Here is a 21,710-nt window from a genome sequence, read left to right on the forward strand (position 1 = left end):
TTCGGAGGAGCTCAGAGGTGACCGCGCTCCAACAGGTCCCTCACGGCGTCCTCGTGGCGGCGGAGAACGATGCGACCGTCTCCGTCGCTGAACGCCACGAGTTCCGCTCCCGGCGTGATCCCCGCCTCCGCGAGCAGCCCGAGCGAGAGCTGCACCCTGCCCTGTTCGTCGATCCCGATCTCAGCGGGTTCCTGAATCGTGGGGAGGATTGTGGCACCCTCCCCGTCCAGGAGCAGCACACGGTCTGGGATCACGAGCATGGCATCGGATGAGAAGTCGACGAGCACCGGTTGGGTCAGCACTGACAGAAGTCGGTACCTGAGCGGCCGTCACACACGGGACACCGCACCGGAGGTGTCGCTGCGGCGTGCCGTACACGGCCTTGGGTTGCGGTTCCGCCTCCAACGCAAGGTCACCCCTCGCTGCACGGCCGACTTCGTCCTGCCCAGGTACAGGGTTGCCGTGTTCGTCGACGGATGCTTCTGGCACGGGTGTCCCGTACACGGCCCCACTACGTTCGGAGGGCCGAACGCCAGCCGCTGGGCGGAGAAGATCGAGACGAACAGACAACGAGACCGCAGGAACACCGCCGCAGCCGCGGACGCCGGCTGGACGGTGGTGCGCGTCTGGGAGTGTGAGATCCGCGCGGACGCCGAACGCGCCGCGCTCAGCGCCGCGCTGCGGTGCGACGACCGGTTCCGCGAGCCTGGGCGGGAACCGAGTCCCTGCCGCGCTCCCCGCTCATCGCGTCAGTGAACAGGTCGCTGGCGACGTTGTCCTTGTCGACGCAGTACCGGGCTAGGGGGCACTCGACGCAAAGCGGCTCTCTGGACCGGCAGACGGTGTTCCCGATGAGGCGCAGGGCCGCCATGCGCAGAGGCGCTTCCTCGCCTGCGCCCACGAGCTTCACCAGGTTGACCCGGCCGTCGCTGAGCCTGTTCGTTCGGTCGGAGTCACTGCCGTTCAGCCTGGCGGCCACGCGTAGTGCGGCCTGTCCGATCCACAGCAGGTCCTTCCCCGTCAGCAGCTGATACAGGGTCGCCTCGGCGGGCTTCATCTTCAACTGCTTAGGAATGGCGTCGGCGTCGTTCCACAGTTCCGGCTCGTCCAGAACGACGGCGAGCCGGTCGACCCGCGATCGCGCGGACTCGGTGGGTGCGGCGTCGAGCAGGGCCCGGTACTCGGTCTGCGTCAGGGTCGTACGTCCCTTGACCGCAGCGACCATCTTGGCGAGCTGAGCCGACTGCAGACGCGTTCCGGACAGCAGCGCGACCACCGTGGCCTGCAGCGGTGACATGCGTTCCCCGGGCAGTTGGAACCAGTCGGCTCCCCCTCGACGCTCCGCCGCCCACTTGGTCAGGTCCTCACGCACCGTCCGCCAGTAAGGCTGAAGACCGCCCTCGGCCGACTCGTCCCCGTCCACGGGCAGCAGAGCCTCGGCAGCCGCCTGCCCGAGCAGCGGGGGAACCGCGTTGCCGATCTGCCGGAAGGCGTCACTGCGGGTCCCGGCGAAGCGGAACCGGTCCGGAAAGGTCTGGATCCGCGCCGCCTCGCGAACGGTCAGGGTTCGGTTCTGCTCCGGGTGGATGTACCAGTAGCCGTCCTTGGCGATGTGCGCGGTGATCGACCTGCTGAGGTCGCCCCAGTCCAGCTTCTTGTACTTGTCCGTGAACTGTTCGGCGTCGTAGCGCCGGAGCTCCGGGTCGACGTCCGAGTACAGGGACTTCGAGGTCATCTTGTCGAAGGTCAGCCAGTCGTCTTCCCGGACCCTGCGGGTCATGTGATCCCAGACGTGCTCCTTCGGCGCGCGCTTCCTCATTTCCCGCGCGAAGGACGACAGTTCCTCGGGCTCGCTGTACTCCCACTCCCGGTCACCAACCTTCTCCCTGGCCTTGACCGGCAGCACGGGGAGGTCGCCGATGGCGTCGCGCAGTGTGGTGCGCCGTTCGCTCTCGGGACGCCAGCCGAACCGCTCCACGTCGTTCCGCGCCAGCAGGATCAGCCGCTTGCGATGCTGGGGAACGCCGTAGCGCCACGCGTCGACGAGGCGCACCTGCGTGGCGTATCCGAGCTCCTCGAGCTCCTGCTCGATCGTGCGGATCACGATGAAGTCGTCGCCGAGCCCCATGTCGGGCACGTTCTCCATCAGCACGGCGCGCGGACGCAGCCGCTTCACGACGTCGAGGTACGCCTTCCAGAGCTCCTTGCGGTGATCCTCCGGATCACGGCCGTGGTGCTTCACGAGGCTGCGGATCTTGCTGCGTCCGGCCCGGCTGAACGGCTGGCAGGGTGGGCCACCCGCGACGAGATCGATCTTGCCCTCCGCAGGCTTGAGCAGGGCTTCGAGCTCGTCTCGAACCTCGGGCTTGCCAAGGTCCATACGGAGACTCATCCCGGGGAAGTTCTTGGCGTGCGTCTCCAAGGCGCGCTCGTCGGAGTCCACGGACGCCGCCACGGTCCATCCGGCTCGCTGGAGACCGAGGCTGAGCCCACCCGCCCCCGAGAACAGGTCGACGGCGAGGCGCCGCTCCTTGCCGTAGCCTTCCAGCCAGTCAGCGAACTTTTCGGGCTTGCAGCTGTTGCGGTTGGCCGGGAGCTTCAGCTGGTCGCTTCGTTCCAGAGGTACGCCGTAGTACTGCTTGGTCACAGTACGAACCTCCACACACCGACGAGTAGAACGAGCACCAGGAGAACACGCTTCTACTGGCAAGATCAAGGGACCGCTGTTTCGCCTGCCGAAATGGCCGAGGTCAGCCGGTAGGATGCCGCAGGCATCCCGAGAATATTACGGGGAAACCGGCCCGTGCAGCTGATACACGACCTTGACCCCATCCGCAGCGAACAATAGTACGGATCCGCATGGTCAAGATCACCACTGCGGGGTCGTTCTGGCGTTCATTCTCTGGAGCCACAGGTTCAACGCGAGCCTCGTGGCGCAGGGCACGGACGGCGGCCGAATTGGCCCCTCGCAGCGGCAAGAGATCGCGACGGACGTCAGTCGTTCGGCGGCATGGAGGAGACGGGGCCGATGATCCCGTCATCAGTCGGCTCGCTGCCTGGTGGAGCGCAGCGTGAGATGTCGCCCGTCTCCGTACTGGCCGGCGTGGGCTTGGAATCCGTCGGTTACGCGAACGGGCCCGCTTGGTTGTGCATGAGCAGGAACATGCCTCCCGGCAACCGGGAGCACCCCTTCGCTGCCGACTTCTGCTCTCCCACTCTTGAGGCCGCCTCAACGACCTCGGGGGCGCACCAGAGGGATCGGAGCCGTCTCGACCGCGTCACCGTCGGCCGTCGTGACGGCTTCGAGTGGCGCGATCTGCCGTTCAAGGGCCCTAGCAGCCTCGTCAAGCGCGGCGAGGTCGGTCTCCCGCCCGAGGAAGCCGGTTCGATCACGCAGCCGCTCCTTCAACACCCCGCTGGTTCAGCTCCTGCGTCCGCTCCAAGACGCAACCGCCTCCGGGGCGGACCCGCCCGTAAGGTTTGTGACGACTGAACAGTCTCGATGCCGCCGATCTTCCAACATCGGGGAAGGCCTCACTTCACCTTCACCAGGACGGCAGCGGTAGCCCCTGACGGAACATCAAGCACGCCTGTCCACCGGTCGTCCACCCCGGCCCACTGCACGGCCCCGACCGACTACCCCAGGCAGGAAAAAGCCAGCTCAGAGGCGCGCTTTGCCCATAGGGCCAAGAAAGCTCAACCTTGGGCCTACGCATTGCAATGCGTAGGCCCAAGGTGTCCGATTAGCCCGGATCCAGGACTAATGAAGACAAGAAACCCCAGGTCAGAGGCCTGACCTGGGGTTTGACTGAGCCGCCTTCGGGATTCGAACCCGAGACCTACGCATTACGAGTGCGTTGCTCTGGCCAACTGAGCTAAGGCGGCGTGGTGCGCGGCCCAGTCTACACATCGCTGAGGGGTGCTCTGTAACCGGTTTAGGGGCTGGTCAGCGGTTGGCTGGAAGCGGTGTGGGCGGTGTGGTGCGGGTCACTTGCAGCGTTTGCCCTTCGGGGGGACGGTGCCGTTGAGGAGGTAGGTGTTGATCGCGGTGTCGATGCAGTCGCTGCCGCGGCCGTAGGCGGTGTGGCCGTCGCCCTCGTAGGTGAGGAGGGTGGCGCTGGAGAGCTGGCCGGCGAGGGCCTTGGCCCAGGCGTAGGGGGTGGCCGGGTCGCGGGTGGTGCCGACGACGAGGATCGGGGCGGCGCCCTTGGCCTCGATGCGGTGGGCCGTGCCGGTGGGCTTGACCGGCCAGTACGCGCAGTTCAGGGCGGCCCAGGCGAAGCTTTCGCCGAAGACCGGGGAGGCCTTGCGGAAGCTGGGCAGGGCGGCGCGGACCTGGTCGGGGTTGCGGAAGGCGGACGCGAGGTCGAGGCAGTTGACGGCGGGGTTGGCGTACATCTGGTTGCTGTAGGTGCCGTTCGGGTCGCGCTCGTAGTAGCTGTCGGAGAGGGTGAGCAGCCCGCGGCCGTCGCCGGCCTCGGCCTGGGCGAGGTATTCGCGCAGGACGGGCCAGGCCCGTTGGTCGTACATGGCGGCGATGACGCCCGTGGTGGCGAGGGATTCGGTGAGCTTTCGGACCTGTCCCGTGGCTGCCGGGTGGGCGTCCAGCTTCTTGAAGAGGGCGGACATCTGCCGGCCGGCATCCGCGGTGCTCTTCGTGCCGAGCGGGCAGTCCTTGTGCTTGATGCAGTCCGCGGCGAAGGCCGTGAAGGCGGTGTTGAAGCCGGTGGTCTGGTCGAGGTTGGTGGTGCGGGAGTCCAGCTCCGGGTTCATGGCACCGTCGAGGACCATACGGCCGACGCGGGAGGGGTAGAGGCCGGCGTAGGTCGCGCCGAGGAAGGTGCCGTAGGAGGCGCCCACGTAGGTGAGCTTCGCGTCGCCCAGGACGGCGCGCAGGACGTCCATGTCACGGGCGGCCTCGATGGTGGAGACATGCGGGAGCAGCTTGCCGGAGCGGGATGCGCAGCTCTTGGCGAACGCGCGGTAGGCGTTGGCGAGCGTGGTGGTCTCGGCGGGTGAGTCCGGGGTCTGGTCGGTCTGGGTGAAGCGGTCCATCTGCTGGTTGGTCAGGCACTCGACCGGTGCGCTGCGGGCCACGCCGCGCGGGTCCATGGCCACCATGTCGTAGCGGGCGCGGACGGCGGCGGGCTGGGGTGCGTACTGCTGGAGGTAGTCGATCGCCGAGCCACCGGGGCCGCCGGGATTGACCATCAGGGAGCCGATCCGGCTGCCGGGGCCGGTGGCCTTCTTTCGGGCCACCGCGAGCTTGAGATCGTTGCCGGCGTCGGGCTTGGCGTAGTCCAGCGGGGCCTTCATCGTGGCGCACTCGAATCCGGACGCTCCGCAGGAATGCCAGCTCAGCTTCTGGTCGTAATACGGGCGGAGGTTGCCGGGGGTGGAGGACGGGAGGGGCGCAAGGGTGGCGTCGCCGGCGGGGCGCTGGGCACCGGACTCCGTGGTGCGGCCCGCGGCCGCCTCACCGCCGGGTGACGAACTCCCCGAGGAGCAGCCGGAGATCAGCAGAGCGGTGGCCGCGAGGACGGCGGCGGAGGTGCGGAGCAGACGGCTGGTGGCCATGGGCGGTGTCCCTTGGTCTCGGTCCCTGGAATCTGGAGTGCGGTGCGGTGCGGTCCCTGGAAGGTGGAGTGCGGGTGGAGTGCGGGGGCTGCCGGCCGGCGGGTGCGGGGGCGTGGGGACGTGGAGTGGGGCCGTAGTGGAGCGGCGGTGTTCGGCGGTGGGTGAGGGGTGACGGCTGCTGAACGGAGAGTATCCGGGCGAGGACGTTACGTGTGGGGCTTCTTGGAGTGGGCGGGCTGGGTGCGGGGTGGTGGCCCCCTGGTTCGGGGGTGGTGATCAGCCGGCGCGGAGGGCCGCCGTCATGGCCTCGACCGCGAGGAGGGGGGCCACGTTGCGGTCCAGGGCCTCGCGGCAGGCGATGACGGCTTCTATCCGGCGGAGGGTGCGTTCGGGGGTCGAGGTGGTGGCGATGCGCTGGACGCTGTCGCACACCTCGTCGTTGGCGAGGGCCACCGAGGCGCCCAGCTGGAGGGCGAGGACGTCGCGGTAGAAGCCGGTGAGGTCGACCAGGGCGAGGTCGAGGCTGTCGCGCTGGGTGCGGGTCGAGCGGCGCTTCTGCCTGTCCTGGAGCTCCTTCATGGCGCCGGCCGTGCCGCGCGGCAGCCGGCCGCCGGTCCCCGAGGCGGCGCCGAGTGCGGCGCGCAGCTCCTCGGTCTCCTTGGTGTCGACGTCCTCGGCGACCTGCTTGGCGTCCTCGCCCGCGGCGTCGATCAGCTCCTGGGCGGCCTTGAGACAGCCTCCGATGTCGTCGACGCGGAGGGGGAGTTTGAGCACGGCGGTCCGGCGGGCGCGGGCGCGCTCGTCGGTGGCGAGGCGGCGGGCCCGGCCGATGTGTCCCTGGGTGGCGCGGGCGGCCCGGGCGGCGGCCTCCGGCTCGATGCCGTCCCGCCGGACGAGGACCTCGGCGACGGCGTCGACCGGCGGCGTGGTCAGGGACAGCTGGCGGCAGCGGGAGCGGATGGTGGGCAGGACGTCCTCGACGGAGGGGGCGCAGAGCAGCCAGACCGTACGGGGGGCGGGCTCCTCCACCGCCTTGAGGAGGACGTTGCCGGCGCCTTCGGTCAGGCGGTCGGCGTCCTCCAGGACGATCACCTGCCAGCGGCCGCCGGCCGGGGAGAGGGAGGAGCGCCGGACCAGATCGCGGGTTTCCTTGACGCCGATGGACAGCAGGTCCGTGCGGACGATCTCGACGTCGGCGTGCGTACCGACCAGGGTCGTGTGGCAGCCGTCGCAGAAGCCGCAGCCGGGGGTGCCGGTCTCTGCCGCGCGGTCCGGGCTGACGCACTGCAGGGCGGCGGCGAAGGCCCGGGCCGCGGTGGCCCGGCCGGAGCCGGGCGGGCCCGTGAACAGCCAGGCGTGGGTCATCTGGGAGGCGCCGCCCCCCTCGGCGGGCGGCTCCGGCTGCGCCTCGCGGCCGGGCCCGGACCCGGCCGCGGCATGCTCCCTGGTGACGAGGGCGTCCGCATCGCGCGCTGCCGCGGCCAGCTGTGCCGTCACCCGGTCCTGGCCGACCACGTCGTCCCACACCGTCATCGCTGTCCGCCGTTCCTGTCCGTTCCGTGCTGCTCGTGGCGTGTGGAGTGCGGGTGTGGAGTGTGCCTGCGCCCGGCCACTCACACCACGCATTGCTCCGCGCCTGAACCATTGTGGTGCACCCCACCGACAAGCGAACGCGGAAGCCGGTGCCGGCCGCCCGGCGGGCACCCGTCCAGGACCGGGAAACGGCCGTGGCCGCAGCTTTCGGGCTGCGGCCACGGCCGTTGGCAGACGCCTTCCGGGCCGGCTAGCGGCTCCGTCCCCGGCCGCCGCGACGGCCGTTGTCGCCCGCTCCGCCGTCCGCTTCGTCCTCGTCGTGCTCGCCCAGCAGCTCGTCGGCGAGCGTCGGCAGATCGTCCAGCGGGGTCTCCTCCGCCCATTCGGGGCGGGGGCGGTTGCGCTGCGGGGTCTCCACGGGGCGGCCCGTTTCCGGGTCGATCTGCGGGAGTTCGCGGGTGCGCTCGACGCGCGACTCGGCCGGGGAGCCGGACGGCCGTCCCGCTGCCGTGCCGTTCGCCGTCCCCCGCGTCCCCGACGCCTCCGGTGTCTCCTTGCGGAACATCCACGACGGCACGCGGTCGGCGGGATCGCCGTCCCGGCCGTGCTCGCCCCGTCCACCGGAGTCCCGTCCTCCCGAGTCCCGTACGGGCGGCAGGACGGCGGTCTCCTCCGCGTCCGTGCCGGCTCCGCGGTCGTACCCGGAGTCCCGGGCGTCCCGCACCGAGGGCAGCACGGCCGTCTCGTCCGCCGCACCGGCCGGCCGGCCGCCCCGCGCCTCGGGCCACGACAGGGCCTCCGTGCGCTCGGCGTCCGCACCGGAACCGGAGGCACCGGAACCGGACCCGCTGGAGTCCTCGGGCGCGCTCTCCGCCAGCCGCTTGCGCAGATCCGCGACCGGCGTCTCCGCGGTGGGCGCCTCGTCCGCGGCCCTGGCCTCGGCCGCCGCCCTGGCCTCCGCCGCGGCCGCCTCCTCAGCGGCCGCCCGCCGTGCCTCCTCGGCGCGGACCAGGGCCGCCTCGGCCTTGCGCTGCTTCTCCAGGCGGCGCTCCTCCGCCTCCTTGCGCAGCCGCGCCTCTTCCTCGTGCTGCTTGCGCAGCCGCTCCTGCTCGGCCTGGCGGGCGCGCTCCTCCGCCTCGCGGCGCTGCCGCTCCGCCTCCGCGGCCTGCCGCGCCTCCTCGGCGCGCTTGCGGGCCTCTTCCGCCTGGCGGGCCTCCTCGCGCGCCCTGGCCTCCTCGGCCTCGCGGCGCTTGCGCTCCTCTTCCTCGGCGCGCAGCTTGGCGAGCTGTTCCTGGCGCTCGCGCTCCAGACGCTCTTCCTCCGCCTTGCGCGCGGCCTCCTCCTCGGCCTTGCGGCGGGCCTCCTCCTCGGCGGCCTTACGGGCCTCGGCCTGCGCCTGGATCTCGGCCTCGGACAGCGGGAGCACCTGGTCGAGGCGGTGCCGTACGACGGTGGTGACGGCTTCCGGTTCCTTCCCGGCGTCGACGACCAGGTAGCGCGCGGGGTCGGCGGCGGCCAGTGTCAGGAAGCCGGCGCGCACCCGCTGGTGGAATGCGGCGGGCTCGGACTCCAGCCGGTCCGGTGCCTCGGTGAAGCGCTCCCGCGCGGTCTCCGGGGAGATGTCGAGCAGCACCGTCAGATGGGGGACGAGGCCGTCGGTGGCCCAGCGCGAGATCCGGGCGATCTCCGTGGGCGCGAGGTTGCGGCCGGCGCCCTGGTAGGCGACCGAGGAGTCGATGTACCGGTCGGTGATGACGACCGCGCCGCGCTCCAGGGCGGGCCGGATGACGCTGTTGACGTGCTCGGCCCGGTCGGCGGCGAACATCAGCGCCTCCGCACGGTCCGAGAGCCCGGACGTCGAGACGTCCAGGATGATCGAGCGCAGGCGCTTGCCGATCGCGGTGGCGCCCGGCTCGCGGGTCACCACGACCTCGTGGCCCTTGCCGCGGATCCACTCCGCGAGCGCCTCGACCTGGGTGGACTTGCCGGCGCCGTCGCCGCCTTCGAGGGCGATGAAGAAGCCGGTGGGGGCGGGCGCCTGGGCCGGATCACCGCCGCGCAGCGCCTCCAGAAGATCGCGCCGCAGCGGCACGCCCTGCCGGTCGTCCACCTTGCCGAGGACTAGGGCGGCGACCGGCAGCAGCAGCGCGCCGGTCAGCATCAGGGTGTAGGCGGCGCCGCCGTAGGCGAAGGTGAAGGTGCCGTTTCCGAGGTGGTGCGGGCCGATGACGGCCGCGAGCAGCGGCGCGACGATGGCGGCCACCGCGACCGAGAGCCGCACGACGGCGTGCAGATGCTCGGTCGTGCGGGCGGTGCGGGACTCCTCGGACTCCTGGTCCAGCAGGACGTGCGCCGTATTGGCGGCCGTCCCGGCGCAGATACCGGCCAGCAGTGCGAGGACCAGCACCGACGTCGCGTCCGGGACCAGCCCCATGGCCAGCAGCGAAAGGCCCGTGGCGGCCACCGCAAGGGCGAGCAGCCGGCGCCGGGAGAGGACGGGCAGCACGCGGTGGGCGCCGCGGATGCCGACGGCCGTGCCGCCGGTCAGCGCGAGCACCACCAGCGCGAAGGCGGCCGGACCGCCGGCCAGGTCGTAGCCGTGCAGCACGGCGAGCGAGACGGCGGCGGCGACCGCGGCGGCCACCGCGGCGCAGGTCGTCACCAGCAGCGGGACGGCGCCGGTGCGGCCCTTGTCGGCGGCCGCCCGGGCGGCGCCCTGCTCGGGCTTGTCTCCCTGGGCCGGCTGTCCGGTCTTCGCTCCCGTGGCCTTCGGGCGGCGCAGCCCCTCCAGAGGGGAGCGCGGCCGCGGCGTCTGCACCCCGGGGAGTTCGATGAAGTAGAGGATCGATACGGAGGCGGCGAACAGGCCGGCGGCGACATACGAGCCGAGCGCGGCCTGGTGCAGGTGGAACCAGTCGATGCCGGTGCCCAGCAGCTTGCTGACGAGCGTGACGACCACCAGTACGGCGGCCGCGATCGGCAGCGAGACGAAGGCGGTGCGCAGCGAGAGGCGGCGCAGGGCGTCCATGTTGTCCGGGAGCGGCCGGACGGCGGAGCCCTCCGGGGGCGGCGCGGGCAGCAGCCCGGGGGCCGCGCTCTCCCGCGCGACGGTCCAGAAGCGTTCGGCGACGCCGGTGACGAAGACCGTGACCAGCAGCCAGGCCAGTGCGTTGTCCGGCGCCCAGTCGATCCACAAGGGGGCGATGACCAGCAGCGCGAGCCGCAGCAGATCCGCGCCGATCATCGTCCAGCGCCGGTCCAGCGGCCCCGACGGCGCGGTGAGCGCGGAGAGCGGGCCCAGCAGGACGGCCCCGAAGAGCAGCGTCGACAGCATCCGGGCGGCGAAGACCGCGGTGACCGCAAGGGCGGCACCGCGATAGCCACCGCCGAAGACGGGCTCACCCCCCAGTGGTACGTACAGCGCCGCCTGCAGGGCGAGAAGTACCAGGACAAGCATGGACAGGGCATCGCCGATACCCCCGACGAACTGGGCGCTCCACAATCGCTTCAGTGGGGGGAAGCGGAGCAGGGCTCGCACGGCGCGCTCGCGGGAATCCGCCGCTAGGGCGCCAGAAGTGGGGGTCACGACCGTTGGCTGCTCGGCACGCGTCATCTCGCCAGCCTATCGGGACACGCCACGCCGTCGAGCGCCTGCCCGAACAAATGGGCGGGCCCGACGGAACGTATCCGTCGGGCCCGCCCTTGTCCTGCGGTTTTGCGTCCGGCCGGTCCGCCGGAGCCCCGCCGGTCCTCGGCTAGTCCTCGGCCGACGCCGCCGTCTTCTTCGCCGCCGCGGTCTTCGCGGTGGCCTTCTTGGCGGTCGTCTTCTTCGCCGTGGTGGTCTTCTTCGCCGCGGTCTTCTTGGCTGCCGTCTTCTTCGCGGCCGTCTTCTTGGCCGGCGCCTTCTTGGCCGCCTTCTTGGCGGTCTTCTTCGCCGGCCCCTTGGCGCGCTTCTCCGCCAGCAGCTCGTAGCCGCGCTCGGCGGTGATCGTCTCGACGTCGTCGTCCCGCCGCAGGGTCGCGTTGGTCTCGCCGTCGGTGACGTACGCACCGAAGCGGCCGTCCTTGACCACCACCGGCTTGCCGCTGACCGGGTCCGTGCCCAGCTCCTTCAGCGGCGGCTTGGCGGCGGCCCGCCCGCGCTGCTTGGGCTGGGCGTAGATCGCCAGCGCCTCGTCGAGGGTGATGGAGAACAGCTGCTCCTCGCTCTCCAGGGAGCGCGAGTCGGTGCCCTTCTTCAGATACGGGCCGTAGCGGCCGTTCTGCGCGGTGATCTCGACGCCCTCGGGGTCCTTGCCGACTACGCGCGGCAGCGACATCAGCTTGAGCGCGTCCGCCAGGGTCACGGTGTCCAGCGACATCGACTTGAAGAGCGAGGCGGTGCGCGGCTTGACCGCGTTCTTGCCGGTCTTCGGGGTGCCCTCGGGCAGGATCTCGGTGACGTACGGGCCGTAGCGGCCGTCCTTGGCGACGATCTGGTGGCCGCTGGCCGGGTCCATGCCCAGCTCGAAGTCGCCGCTCGGCTTGGCGAGCAGCTCCTCCGCGTACTCCACCGTCAGCTCGTCGGGCGCCAGGTCGTCGGGGACATCGGCGCGCTGATGGCCTTCGGCGTCCTTCTCCCCGCGCTCGACGTACGGGCCGTAGCGGCCGACCCGCAGCGTGATGTCGCCGGCGACCGGGAAGGACGAGATCTCCCGGGCGTCGATCGCGCCCAGGTCCTCGACCAGTTCCTTGAGCCCGCCGAGGTGGTCGCCGTCGCCGTTGCCGGCGTCCGCGGCGCCGCCCTCGCCGTGGCCCTCGCCGAAGTAGAAGCGCCGCAGCCACGGCACGGACTGCGCCTCACCGCGCGCGATGCGGTCGAGGTCGTCCTCCATCTTGGCGGTGAAGCCGTAGTCGACCAGCCGGCCGAAGTGCTTCTCCAGGAGGTTGACCACCGCGAAGGACAGGAACGACGGGACGAGCGCGGTGCCCTTCTTGAAGACGTAGCCGCGGTCGAGGATCGTGCCGATGATCGACGCGTACGTCGACGGGCGGCCGATCTCGCGCTCTTCGAGCTCCTTGACCAGCGTGGCCTCGGTGTAGCGGGCCGGCGGCTTGGTCGCGTGCCCGTCGGCGGTGATCTCCCGCGCGGCCAGCGCGTCGCCCTCGGCCACCTGCGGCAGCCGGCGCTCGCGGTCGTCGAGCTCCGCGTTCGGGTCGTCCGCGCCCTCCACATAGGCCTTGAGGAAGCCGTGGAAGGTGATGGTCTTGCCGGACGCGCTGAACTCGGCGTCCCGGCCGTCGGCGGCCCGGCCACCGATCTTGACGGTGACGGAGTTACCGGTCGCGTCCTTCATCTGCGAGGCGACGGTCCGCTTCCAGATCAGCTCGTAGAGCTTGAACTGGTCGCCGGTCAGACCGGTCTCGGCCGGGGTGCGGAAGCGGTCGCCGGAGGGGCGGATCGCCTCGTGCGCCTCCTGGGCGTTCTTGACCTTGCCGGCGTACGTGCGCGGCTTGTCCGGCAGGTAGTTCGCGCCGTACAGGTGCGTCACCTGCGCCCGGGCCGCGGCGACCGCGGTGTCCGAGAGCGTGGTGGAGTCCGTACGCATATAGGTGATGAAGCCGTTCTCGTACAGCTTCTGCGCCACCTGCATGGTCGCCTTGGCGCCGAAGCCGAGCTTGCGGCTGGCCTCCTGCTGGAGGGTGGTCGTCCGGAACGGCGCATACGGCGAGCGGCGGTAGGGCTTGGACTCGACCGAGCGCACCGCGAAGTCGGTGTGCTCCAGGGCGGCGGCGAGCGCGCGGGCGTTGGCCTCGTCCAGATGGAGGGCGTCGTTCTTGAGCTGCCCGTTGGAACCGAAGTCACGGCCCTGCGCAATACGGCGGCCGTCGACGGAGTTCAGCCGGGCGGTCAGGGTCGACGGGTCGCTCGCGTCGCCGGCCCGGCCGGTGGCGAAGGTGCCGGTCAGGTCCCAGTACTCGGCGGAGCGGAAGGCGATGCGCTCGCGCTCCCGCTCGACGACGAGCCGGGTCGCCACGGACTGGACCCGGCCGGCCGACAGCCGCGGCATGACCTTCTTCCACAGGACCGGCGAGACCTCGTAGCCGTAGAGGCGGTCGAGGATCCGGCGGGTCTCCTGGGCGTCGACCAGCTTCTGGTTCAGATCGCGCGGATTGGCGACGGCCTCGCGGATCGCGTCCTTGGTGATCTCGTGGAAAACCATCCGGTGGACGGGGACCTTGGGCTTGAGGATCTCCTGGAGGTGCCAGGCGATGGCCTCGCCCTCGCGGTCCTCATCTGTGGCGAGATAGAGCTCATCGGACTCGGCCAGCAGCTCCTTGAGCTTCTTGACCTGGTCCTTCTTATCGCTGTTGACCACATAGATCGGCTGGAACTCGGCGTCGACATTCACACCGAGACGGGCCCAGGGCTCGCCCTTGTACTTCGCCGGGACCTCCGCGGCACCGTTGGGCAGGTCCCGGATGTGCCCGACGCTGGCCTCGACCACGTAGCCAGGGCCGAGGTAGCCCTTGATCGTCTTCGCCTTGGCAGGCGACTCGACGATGACGAGTCGGCGGCCGCCGCCGTCTGCGGTCTCGCTGGTCGGGGACAACTTCGCTCTTCTCTCCGGTCGACGCTGGGAATACCCCCCGGTCGGACGTTGGGGGCGCACTGCGGTGACGCTTGACGCTGCGGAGTGTGACGGTACCTCCCGGCCCCGTGTCAAACGGAAAAACCCCGCAACGCCACTCGAACGGTAACCCGACTACATGCCTTCATGCCGCCCGGACCGCACCAGGCGTTCCCCGCGGGCCGGGAGCGGGCCCGGTGGATCATGGCGGGCCGGCGCCGCTTCCCGGCGCCCACCTCGGAGGACCCCTGCGGACCGCGGCCCCGGCACCATCGGTGATCTCACACAGTGACGGATCCCCGACGGTTCGCCGCCCGCCCGGCGTCGCCGAGCGCACCGTCCGCGGGCGGCCGACCGTCACAGGGCGGCGACGGATGCCGTCATTGCCTTGATACAGCATGTGAGCGGGCTGGCAGGATGGACACGGCACGGCTCGCCGTTCGAGCCGAGTACTGCCGTCATCACGTACCTCGGGGGGACCACCCATGACGAACCAGTACCCCGGACCGCCCCCGGAACAGCCGCCCGGCGGGCCCGGCCAGAACCCTTACGCCACCCCGGACAGCGGCGCGCCCGCCGGCGGCGGATACGGCTTCCCGCAGGGCGGCCGCCCCGGGGAGCCCGGATACGGCTATCCGCAGGCCGCCTCGCAGCAGCCGCCCGCGTCCGGCTTCCCGCCGGCCGCCCCGCCGCAGCCGGCGCCCGGCGGATTCCAGGGCGGCGCCCAGCCCGGCGGAATGCTGCTGTCGCTCGGCGATATCGCGGTCAGCGGCGACACGGTCATGACACCCGCCGGGCCGATGCCGCTCAAGGGCGCGGTGTGGACGGCGACCGATATGTCGCGGACGGAGGAGAGGATGCCGACGCACGCGGTCGTGCTCGCCGTCGTCTTCTTCCTCTTCTGTCTGCTCGGTCTGCTCTTCCTGCTGATGAAGGAGCGGGTGACGACCGGGTTCGTGCAGGTCACGGTCAACAGCGGCGGCCGGCACCACTCCACGATGATCCCGGTGCAGTCCCGCGAGCAGGTCATGTTCGTGCTCAACCAGGTCAACTACGCCAGGTCGCTGAGCGTGTGAGCCCCGAGGAGCCGTGGGGCCCCGCCGCACCTGCGGGCCCCACCGGGGCGACGGTCCGGAAGCGCACCCTCCGCACCGCGTCGATCGCGCTCGCGCTGGGTGTCCCCGCCGCCGTCTACCTCTGGCACACCGATCCGCACCGGCCGGGACAGCTGCTGCTCCCCTGCCCCTTCAAATGGGCCACCGGCCTGCTGTGCCCGCTGTGCGGCGGGACGCGGATGGCGTACGACCTGATGCACGGCGAGGTGCCGGCGGCCTTCCACGACAACGCCGTGCTCCTCGCGCTGGGCGGGCCGGTCGCGGCGTATGCCGTCACGCGCTGGCTGGTCGCGGGCCTGCGCGGGCGCACGTACCGGCCGCGGGTGACGGCCCGCGGCAATGCCGTGGTGCTGGGCATTGCCGCGGTGTGGATGATCGCCCGCAACGTCGTCGGTTAGGGCGCGGCCGCCGGAGCGGCCGCGGGTCGGTCCCGGGTCAGCGGACGGTCCCGGGTCAGCGGACGGTGACCTTGACCACCGGCGAGAGGGTGCTGCCGGCGCCCATGCGGAGCTGGTTGACGCCCTTGATGCCGAGCTTGACCCGCACCGAGTAGTTGCCCTTGGAGTTGACCGGCACCGATGCGGGCAGCGAGACCCACTTCGTGCCCTGCTTCTGCTGGACGGTGACCTTGGTGCCGGCCTTGAGGCCCTTGGCGACGCCGGAGATCCGGAACTCCTGCCAGGCGTTGACCGTGGTCGCGCTGGCCTTGGCCGTCAGGCTGGCGGCGGCCGGCGCGGTGGCCACGACGGAGGACGGCGAGTGGAGGTCCTGCGGCGCGGCGAAGGCCGCGGCGGTGCCGCCGCCGAGCAGGGTGACGGCGATGACGCCGACGGTGGCGTAGCGAAGTGCACGGTTCATCTGAGTTCCTCACTGAGGTGTCGGTGCGCCTGCCGGTCTGGTGGCCGTTGGCCGACCGGCCTGTTGAAGACCTGCACTGAGGAACATGGCTGACGGCATCGGAAAGTTCCCGCTTACCGCCACAGACCGGCCAACTCCGGCGGAACTGGCCGGAAGTGAACGTACTGCCCCGTCCGGGCAGTTGAGGCCGGCGCTTCAGCGCGGCGGCGAAGACCGGCAACGGCCGCGGCTACAGCGCCGCCAGCAGCCAGCAGCCCGTGATCAGGAACAGCACCCCGGACAGCAGCGCCGTCACGGTGGCGACCGGGCGGCTGACACCGTCGGCGACCGGCATACCGGTCCGCATGCACAGCCCCGTCCACGCCAGCAGTCCACCGCCGAACAGCGCGAATACCGCACCGGCGAAGGCCTCGGGTCCACTCTCCATGCGGGGAGCGTGACACGCCAGGGCGGCCTCCGGGCGAACGCCGGATGAACGGCTTTCGCGTGTCCCGCACCGCTCCCCCGCTTCGCGTCAGTCGCCCGCCGCCACCGGCTCCAGGAACCCCTGCTCGACCAGCATCCGGATCGAGGACGGGGTGCGGTCCCGCAGCAGGACCGGGTCCTCGCCGACGAGTTGGGCGATGGCGTCCAGGATCCGTCCGGCGGGCAGCGAGCCGTCACACACCCCGGCGAAGCCCGCGCCGACCGTGTCCACCTTCGTCGCACGCCGCATACCGCGGTTCTGACGCAGCACCACATGCTCCGGGTCTTCTGCCCCGGGCAGCCCGACCTGCTCCTGCACCACCCCGTCGGCGAGCCGGAAATGGGCGGCCAGCAGCGCCGCGTCGTCCGTGGCCCGCAGGTAGTCCTGGCGGGCGAAGTGTCCTACGACCGACTCCCCCAGGGGCTGTTCGACCGGATGCGGCCATTCCTCGACCGTGATGGACGGGGAGTCCGACCCGGACTTGCGCAGGGTGATCCAGCCGAAGCCGACGGCCTTGGTCTTGTGCGCCTCGAACTCGTCGAGCCAGGCGTCGTACCGCGCGGTGTACGTCTCGTCACCGGCACGGTGGTCGCCCGCGTCCCGCAGCCACAGCTCGGCGTACTGGGTGACGTCCTGCACCTCGCGCTGCACGATCCAGGCGTCGCAGCCGCGCGGCACCCAGGAGCGCAGCCGGTCGTGCCACTCCTCGCCCGCCACGTGCTGCCAGTTGGCCAGCAGCTGGCAGTAACCGCCGTCGTTGAGACGCGCGGCCGACTGCTGGACGAGCGTCCGGCACAGGTCGTCGCCGCCCATGCCCCCGTCGCGGTACGTCAGACGGGCGCCCGGCGAGATCACGAACGGGGGGTTGGACACGATCAGGTCGTACGTCTCCTGCCCGACGGGCTCGAACAGCGAGCCCTCCCGCAGATCCGCCGACCCGGCACCGGAGAGCGCCAGCGTCAGCGCGGCGATCCGCAGCGCCCGGGGGTTGAGGTCGGTGGCGGTGACCCGGGTCGCGTGCTGGGCGGCGTGCAGCGCCTGGATGCCGGAGCCCGTACCGAGGTCGAGCGCCGTGGCGACCGGGCGGCGCACGGTGAGGCCCGCGAGGGTCGTGGAGGCGCCGCCGACGCCGAGCACCAGCTGAGCGCGGTCCGTCTCCCCGTCGCCCCGGATGCCGCCGGCGCCGCCGACCGCACACCCCAGATCGGAGACGATCCACCAGTCCTGCCCCTCGGGGCCGCCGTACGGACGGACGTCCACACTGGCGCGCAGCTCGTCGCCGTCCTGCACCAGCCAGCCGTCGGCGAGGCAGTCCGCGACCGGCAGCGCGGCCCGGGCCCGCGGCAGCGCCACCGGACGCTGCAGCAGGAACAGCCGCACCAGGGTCTCCAGCGGGCCGTCGCCGCGCGTCGCCCGCACCGCGGGGACGGTCTCGCTGCGCGCCAGCGCGGCATAGGCCGGGGCGCCGAGCAGCTCCAGCAGCCCGTCGGCGGTGAAGTCGGCGGCCAGCAGCGCCTCGCGCAGCCGGGCGGTGCGGGCGCTGCTCTCGGGGTCCTGGACATCTGCGGTGGGGAGGTGCGTACTCACGCCACCATTGTCGGCCCTGCCACCGACAATCGGCGACGGCCCGGCGCCATGCCCTTTCCGGGCGCGTCGCCGGGCCGTCGGAGCCGTGACGGGTCCGCGTGCACCGCGGTCCGCCGGCGGTTCGTCCGTCCTCGCCGTCCCGGGCCGCTACGCCTTCTTGGACTGCGTGGGGGCCGGGGAGCCGGACGCGGCCGGGTTCTGACAGCCCTTCTGGTTGGCCATCGCCGTGCCGACGTCGCCGGCCTCCAGGTTCTTGAAGGCCGCCTCGCTCTGCTTGTTGAGCTTGTTGATGCCGTTGGAGAGATCGCGCAGACCGTCCGCGAACTTCAGCTTGTCCGAGGTGTTCAGAGCCTTGACCTGCTTCTGAAGGTCCGCATATCCCTTGGACAGCGAGTTGAGCTCCTTGACGGCGTTCTGCTGGGCCTGCTTGCCCTGATCGGTGGGCGGGGGCCCGGCCTTCTCCAGGGACGTGGCCAGCGAGGCGTAGGCCTGGGAAATCTTCTGGAAGGCCGCGGAGTCGGTCTGCTGGACCTTCTTGGAGTCCGTGCTGCCGTTGTCGGCCGTCTGCATGGCGCCGTTGGCGTCCTGGATCTGCTTGAACTGAGCCTGCGCAGGGTCGCAGAAACTCTTCGCCCAGTTGTTGAGCTTCTTCTGGCTGTCGTCGCTACAGCCGGTCAGCGTGAGCACCAGTGCCGCACCGCCGGACAGTGCAGCCACAAGCTTCTTGTTCACCGGATTGGTCCCTTCCATGGCTCTCGGCCCCGGAACATACACGTCCAAAGGGCCTGGGCAACGGGTCGGCCATCCCGGCCTGTCCTCATTGCAGCCATTTGCACCAAGCTCCGCAGGGCCACCCGAGCACACGGAAGGCGGGTGGCCGGCGTCCGCAAAAAAACGCCGTCCACCCGCCCAGTTGAGCGGTCCGCGCGCCCTTCCGGCGATCCTCGCCGGCTAGGAAGCCACCACCGTCTTGACCGATTTGGCGATGCCTTCGGGATCTTCGGAGTTGTCTTCGTCACCCACGGCGATTCCGCGCCGCTTGGAGACGTAAACCGCGCCGACGATGACGGCGATCGCCAGCAAGGCGACCACGAGCCGTACGCCGACGCTCTTGTCCTGCCCGTATGAGAACTTCACCACAGCCGGCGCGATCAGCAGCGCCACCAGGTTCATGACCTTCAGCAGCGGGTTGATCGCCGGGCCCGCGGTGTCCTTGAACGGGTCACCCACGGTGTCTCCGATGACCGTCGCGGCATGCGCCTCGCTGCCCTTGCCTCCGTGGTGGCCGTCCTCGACGAGCTTCTTGGCGTTGTCCCACGCGCCACCGGAGTTGGCGAGGAAGACCGCCATCAGCGTGCCGGTGCCGATCGCGCCGGCCAGGAACGAGCCGAGCGCGCCGACGCCGAGCGAGAAGCCGACCGCGATGGGGGTGAGCACCGCCAGCAGCCCGGGAGTGGCGAGCTCACGCAACGCATCCTTGGTGCAGATGTCGACGACCCGTCCGTACTGGGGCTTCTCGGTGTAGTCCATGATTCCGGGGTGCTCGCGGAACTGCCGGCGCACCTCGAAGACGACCGCTCCCGCCGACCGCGACACCGCGTTGATCGCCAGCCCCGAGAACAGGAAGACGACCGAGGCGCCGAGGACCAGCCCGACCAGGTTGTTGGGCTGCGAGATGTCCAGGCTCAGGTCCATGCCGGTGGCGGCGTTGCCGACGCCCTGGACGGCGGTGGCGATCGCGTCCCGGTAGGAGCCGAAGAGCGCGGCCGCGGCCAGTACGGCCGTCGCGATGGCGATGCCCTTGGTGATGGCCTTGGTGGTGTTGCCGACCGCGTCCAGGTCGGTGAGCACCTGCGCGCCGTCACCGGTGACATCGCCGGACATCTCCGCGATGCCCTGGGCGTTGTCGGAGACCGGACCGAAGGTGTCCATCGCCACGATCACGCCGACGGTGGTCAGCAGGCCGGTGCCGGCCAGCGCCACCGCGAACAGCGCCAGCATGATGGAGGCGCCGCCCAGCAGGTACGCCCCGTAGACGGCCAGACCGATCAGCACCGCCGAGTAGACCGCCGACTCCAGGCCGATCGAGATGCCGGAGAGCACGACGGTGGCCGGGCCGGTCAGCGAGGTCTTGCCGATGTCCCGCACGGGACGCCGGGTGGTCTCGGTGAAGTAGCCGGTCAGCTGCTGGATCAGCGCGGCGAGCACGATGCCGATGGCGACCGCCACCAGCGCCAGCATCCGCGGGTCGCCGCTCCGGCTGAGGATGCCGGTGTCGGTGACACCGGTCAGGTCGCTGTAACGGGACGGCAGGTAGGTGAACACCGCGACGGCCACCAGAACCAGCGAGATGCCCGCGGAGATGAAGAACCCGCGGTTGATCGCCGTCATGCCGCTGCGGTCGCGGCGCCGGGGTGCGACGACGAAGATGCCGACCATCGCGGTGAGCACCCCGATCGCCGGGACCAGCAGCGGGAAGGCGAGCCCGGCGTCGCCGAAGGCCGCCATGCCCAGGATGAGGGCGGCGACCAGGGTCACCGCGTACGACTCGAAGAGGTCGGCGGCCATACCGGCGCAGTCACCGACGTTGTCGCCCACGTTGTCCGCGATGGTCGCGGCGTTGCGCGGGTCGTCCTCGGGGATGCCCTTCTCGACCTTGCCGACGAGGTCCGCGCCGACGTCCGCGGCCTTGGTGAAGATGCCGCCGCCGACCCTCATGAACATCGCGATCAGCGCGGCGCCGAGACCGAAGCCCTCCAGCACCTTGGGCGCGTCGACCGCGTACACGAGCACCACGCAGGACGCGCCGAGCAGGCCCAGCCCCACGGTGAACATGCCGACGACGCCACCCGTACGGAATGCGATCTTCATCGCCTTGTGGGAGACGGCCGTAAGATCCTTTTTCTCGGTGTCCCCCTCGGCCGGAGTGGCTTCCCGGGCTGCCGCGGCCACGCGCACATTGCTGCGCACGGCGAGCCACATGCCGATATAGCCGGTGGCCGCCGAGAATCCGGCGCCGATCAAGAAGAAGGCGCTGCGTCCGGCGCGCTGCGTCCAATTGTCCGCGGGAAGCAGCATGAGCAGGAAGAACACCACGACGGCGAATACGCCGAGGGTCCGCAACTGCCGTGCCAGGTAGGCATTTGCGCCTTCCTGCACGGCCGCCGCGATCTTCTTCATACTGTCGGTTCCCTCACCGGCCGCGAGCACTTGGCGGACCAGCACCGCCGCGACAGCCAGCGCCGCCAGGGCGACCACGGCGATCACCAGCACGATGCCGCGGTTGCCCGCCGTAAGAGACGGCCCGGCCAGAAAAGTGGGGGTGTCAAGCAACTGAGGGGTGTAAGGCCCCGCCATTCGTCCTCCTTGACGTTTGGCACATGGGCGCGCGGAAGCACGCTCAGGCGTCCTGAGCAAGATGTGGACGGATTGTAGGGAGCCGCGGTTGATCAAAACAGTACGCGTCAAAGGGAATTCGCCGGTAGCGGCGAAGATCAAAAGGCCGAGGCCGCTCGGAATTCGCTCGGACGAAGGAATGCAGCGAATTCACTGACCGCCGCCCGATGATCTCTCTGTCGTACTGATCGTTCTCGCCGGCGCACTGATCGTCGCTGCTCAAGGATGCCGCCTCGGAACCCGGGCCGACTGAGGCCGGCGTGACACCGGAGAGAATTGATCCGCCCCGCTACGGCTGAACGGGTGACCCACCACGCGCCCACCCCCTCCCGGCATCCGGCGAAGCCCCACCAGATCAAGTCCGGATCGCATCGCATGAGGACGGGGGTCACCGCATGAGGAGGGTGGCTGCGTGGCTCATGACGGTGGGCGTCCTGATGCCGGTGGGGCGGTCTCAGGACGGTGGAGTGGGCTCGTGGGGATGGGGTGCGCTCATGACGGTGCGGTCGTCTTGGGGCCCGGGCGGAGGCGAGCGGGTCGGGCGGCGATCAGGGGCCGCGGCGGGGA

14 protein-coding genes and 1 tRNA gene are annotated in these 21,710 nt (G+C 70.8%); 3 read left to right on the plus strand and 12 right to left on the minus strand.

Annotated features, from left to right (window positions below):
- Window positions 1-11 precede the first annotated feature (11 nt).
- Window positions 12-302 (minus strand): hypothetical protein, encoded by a 291-nt coding sequence (locus EST54_RS35450; protein WP_239013570.1) that lies wholly within the window; start codon window positions 300-302, stop codon window positions 12-14.
- On the opposite strand from EST54_RS35450, the gene EST54_RS16255 reads away from it, so the two are divergent.
- On the plus strand, window positions 259-756 hold the full coding sequence (locus tag EST54_RS16255; protein WP_129248345.1) for a very short patch repair endonuclease: 498 nt from the start codon (window positions 259-261) through the stop codon (window positions 754-756). The genes EST54_RS35450 and EST54_RS16255 overlap by 44 nt on opposite strands.
- Here EST54_RS16255 and EST54_RS16260 read toward each other — a convergent pair.
- The 6 genes from EST54_RS16260 to topA form a co-directional block, all read right to left on the minus strand.
- On the minus strand, window positions 668-2,647 hold the full coding sequence (locus tag EST54_RS16260; protein WP_129248346.1) for a DNA cytosine methyltransferase: 1,980 nt from the start codon (window positions 2,645-2,647) through the stop codon (window positions 668-670). The genes EST54_RS16255 and EST54_RS16260 overlap by 89 nt on opposite strands.
- A gap of 1,164 nt (window positions 2,648-3,811) precedes the next feature.
- Window positions 3,812-3,885 (minus strand) — tRNA-Thr (locus EST54_RS16265).
- Between the two features lie 102 nt (window positions 3,886-3,987).
- Entirely contained in the window at window positions 3,988-5,577 is a 1,590-nt protein-coding gene (locus EST54_RS16270) for an alpha/beta hydrolase (RefSeq protein ID WP_129248347.1), read from the minus strand.
- A gap of 276 nt (window positions 5,578-5,853) precedes the next feature.
- Window positions 5,854-7,110, minus strand: a complete 1,257-nt coding sequence (locus EST54_RS16275) for a DNA polymerase III subunit delta' (RefSeq protein ID WP_129248348.1) — start codon at window positions 7,108-7,110, stop codon at window positions 5,854-5,856.
- Window positions 7,111-7,360: 250 nt separating this feature from the next.
- Window positions 7,361-10,723, minus strand: a complete 3,363-nt coding sequence (tmk, locus tag EST54_RS16280) for a dTMP kinase (protein ID WP_129248349.1) — start codon at window positions 10,721-10,723, stop codon at window positions 7,361-7,363.
- Between the two features lie 142 nt (window positions 10,724-10,865).
- Complete coding sequence (topA, locus tag EST54_RS16285; RefSeq protein WP_129248350.1) at window positions 10,866-13,703, minus strand: type I DNA topoisomerase; 2,838 nt, start codon at window positions 13,701-13,703, stop codon at window positions 10,866-10,868.
- Window positions 13,704-14,206: 503 nt separating this feature from the next.
- On the opposite strand from topA, the gene EST54_RS16290 reads away from it, so the two are divergent.
- Window positions 14,207-14,797: a hypothetical protein gene (locus EST54_RS16290; protein ID WP_129248351.1), complete on the plus strand. Its 591-nt coding sequence runs from the start codon at window positions 14,207-14,209 to the stop codon at window positions 14,795-14,797.
- A complete protein-coding gene (locus EST54_RS16295; protein WP_129248352.1) occupies window positions 14,794-15,234 on the plus strand; it encodes a DUF2752 domain-containing protein in 441 nt (146 codons plus the stop codon). Before EST54_RS16290 ends, EST54_RS16295 begins: the two co-directional genes overlap by 4 nt.
- A gap of 55 nt (window positions 15,235-15,289) precedes the next feature.
- Here EST54_RS16295 and EST54_RS16300 read toward each other — a convergent pair whose 3' ends face one another.
- The 5 genes from EST54_RS16300 to EST54_RS16320 all read right to left on the minus strand — a co-directional run bounded on the left by EST54_RS16300 (window position 15,290) and on the right by EST54_RS16320 (window position 21,104).
- Window positions 15,290-15,694 carry a hypothetical protein gene (locus EST54_RS16300; protein WP_129248353.1) on the minus strand — a complete coding sequence of 135 codons (405 nt, stop codon included), beginning with the start codon at window positions 15,692-15,694 and terminating at the stop codon, window positions 15,290-15,292.
- Between the two features lie 229 nt (window positions 15,695-15,923).
- Window positions 15,924-16,121: a hypothetical protein gene (locus EST54_RS16305; RefSeq protein ID WP_129248354.1), complete on the minus strand. Its 198-nt coding sequence runs from the start codon at window positions 16,119-16,121 to the stop codon at window positions 15,924-15,926.
- A gap of 87 nt (window positions 16,122-16,208) precedes the next feature.
- Entirely contained in the window at window positions 16,209-17,747 is a 1,539-nt protein-coding gene (locus EST54_RS16310; RefSeq protein ID WP_129248355.1) for a DUF7059 domain-containing protein, read from the minus strand.
- A gap of 147 nt (window positions 17,748-17,894) precedes the next feature.
- Entirely contained in the window at window positions 17,895-18,479 is a 585-nt protein-coding gene (locus EST54_RS16315) for a small secreted protein (protein ID WP_129248356.1), read from the minus strand.
- A 219-nt stretch (window positions 18,480-18,698) separates the two neighbouring features.
- Window positions 18,699-21,104: a sodium-translocating pyrophosphatase gene (locus EST54_RS16320; RefSeq protein WP_129248357.1), complete on the minus strand. Its 2,406-nt coding sequence runs from the start codon at window positions 21,102-21,104 to the stop codon at window positions 18,699-18,701.
- Window positions 21,105-21,710 lie beyond the last annotated feature (606 nt).

It is taken from the genome of Streptomyces sioyaensis (assembly GCF_004122735.1).
Classification (GTDB): domain Bacteria; phylum Actinomycetota; class Actinomycetes; order Streptomycetales; family Streptomycetaceae; genus Streptomyces; species Streptomyces sioyaensis.

Coding starts and splice junctions, on each gene's coding strand:
- EST54_RS16255 (WP_129248345.1), top strand. CDS start 259: ATGGCATCGGATGAGAAGTCGACGAGCACCGGTTGGGTCAGCACTGAC.
- EST54_RS16270 (WP_129248347.1), bottom strand. CDS start 5,577: ATGGCCACCAGCCGTCTGCTCCGCACCTCCGCCGCCGTCCTCGCGGCC.
- EST54_RS16275 (WP_129248348.1), bottom strand. CDS start 7,110: ATGACGGTGTGGGACGACGTGGTCGGCCAGGACCGGGTGACGGCACAG.
- tmk (WP_129248349.1), bottom strand. CDS start 10,723: ATGACGCGTGCCGAGCAGCCAACGGTCGTGACCCCCACTTCTGGCGCC.
- EST54_RS16290 (WP_129248351.1), top strand. CDS start 14,207: ATGACGAACCAGTACCCCGGACCGCCCCCGGAACAGCCGCCCGGCGGG.
- EST54_RS16300 (WP_129248353.1), bottom strand. CDS start 15,694: ATGAACCGTGCACTTCGCTACGCCACCGTCGGCGTCATCGCCGTCACC.
- EST54_RS16305 (WP_129248354.1), bottom strand. CDS start 16,121: ATGGAGAGTGGACCCGAGGCCTTCGCCGGTGCGGTATTCGCGCTGTTC.
- EST54_RS16320 (WP_129248357.1), bottom strand. CDS start 21,104: ATGGCGGGGCCTTACACCCCTCAGTTGCTTGACACCCCCACTTTTCTG.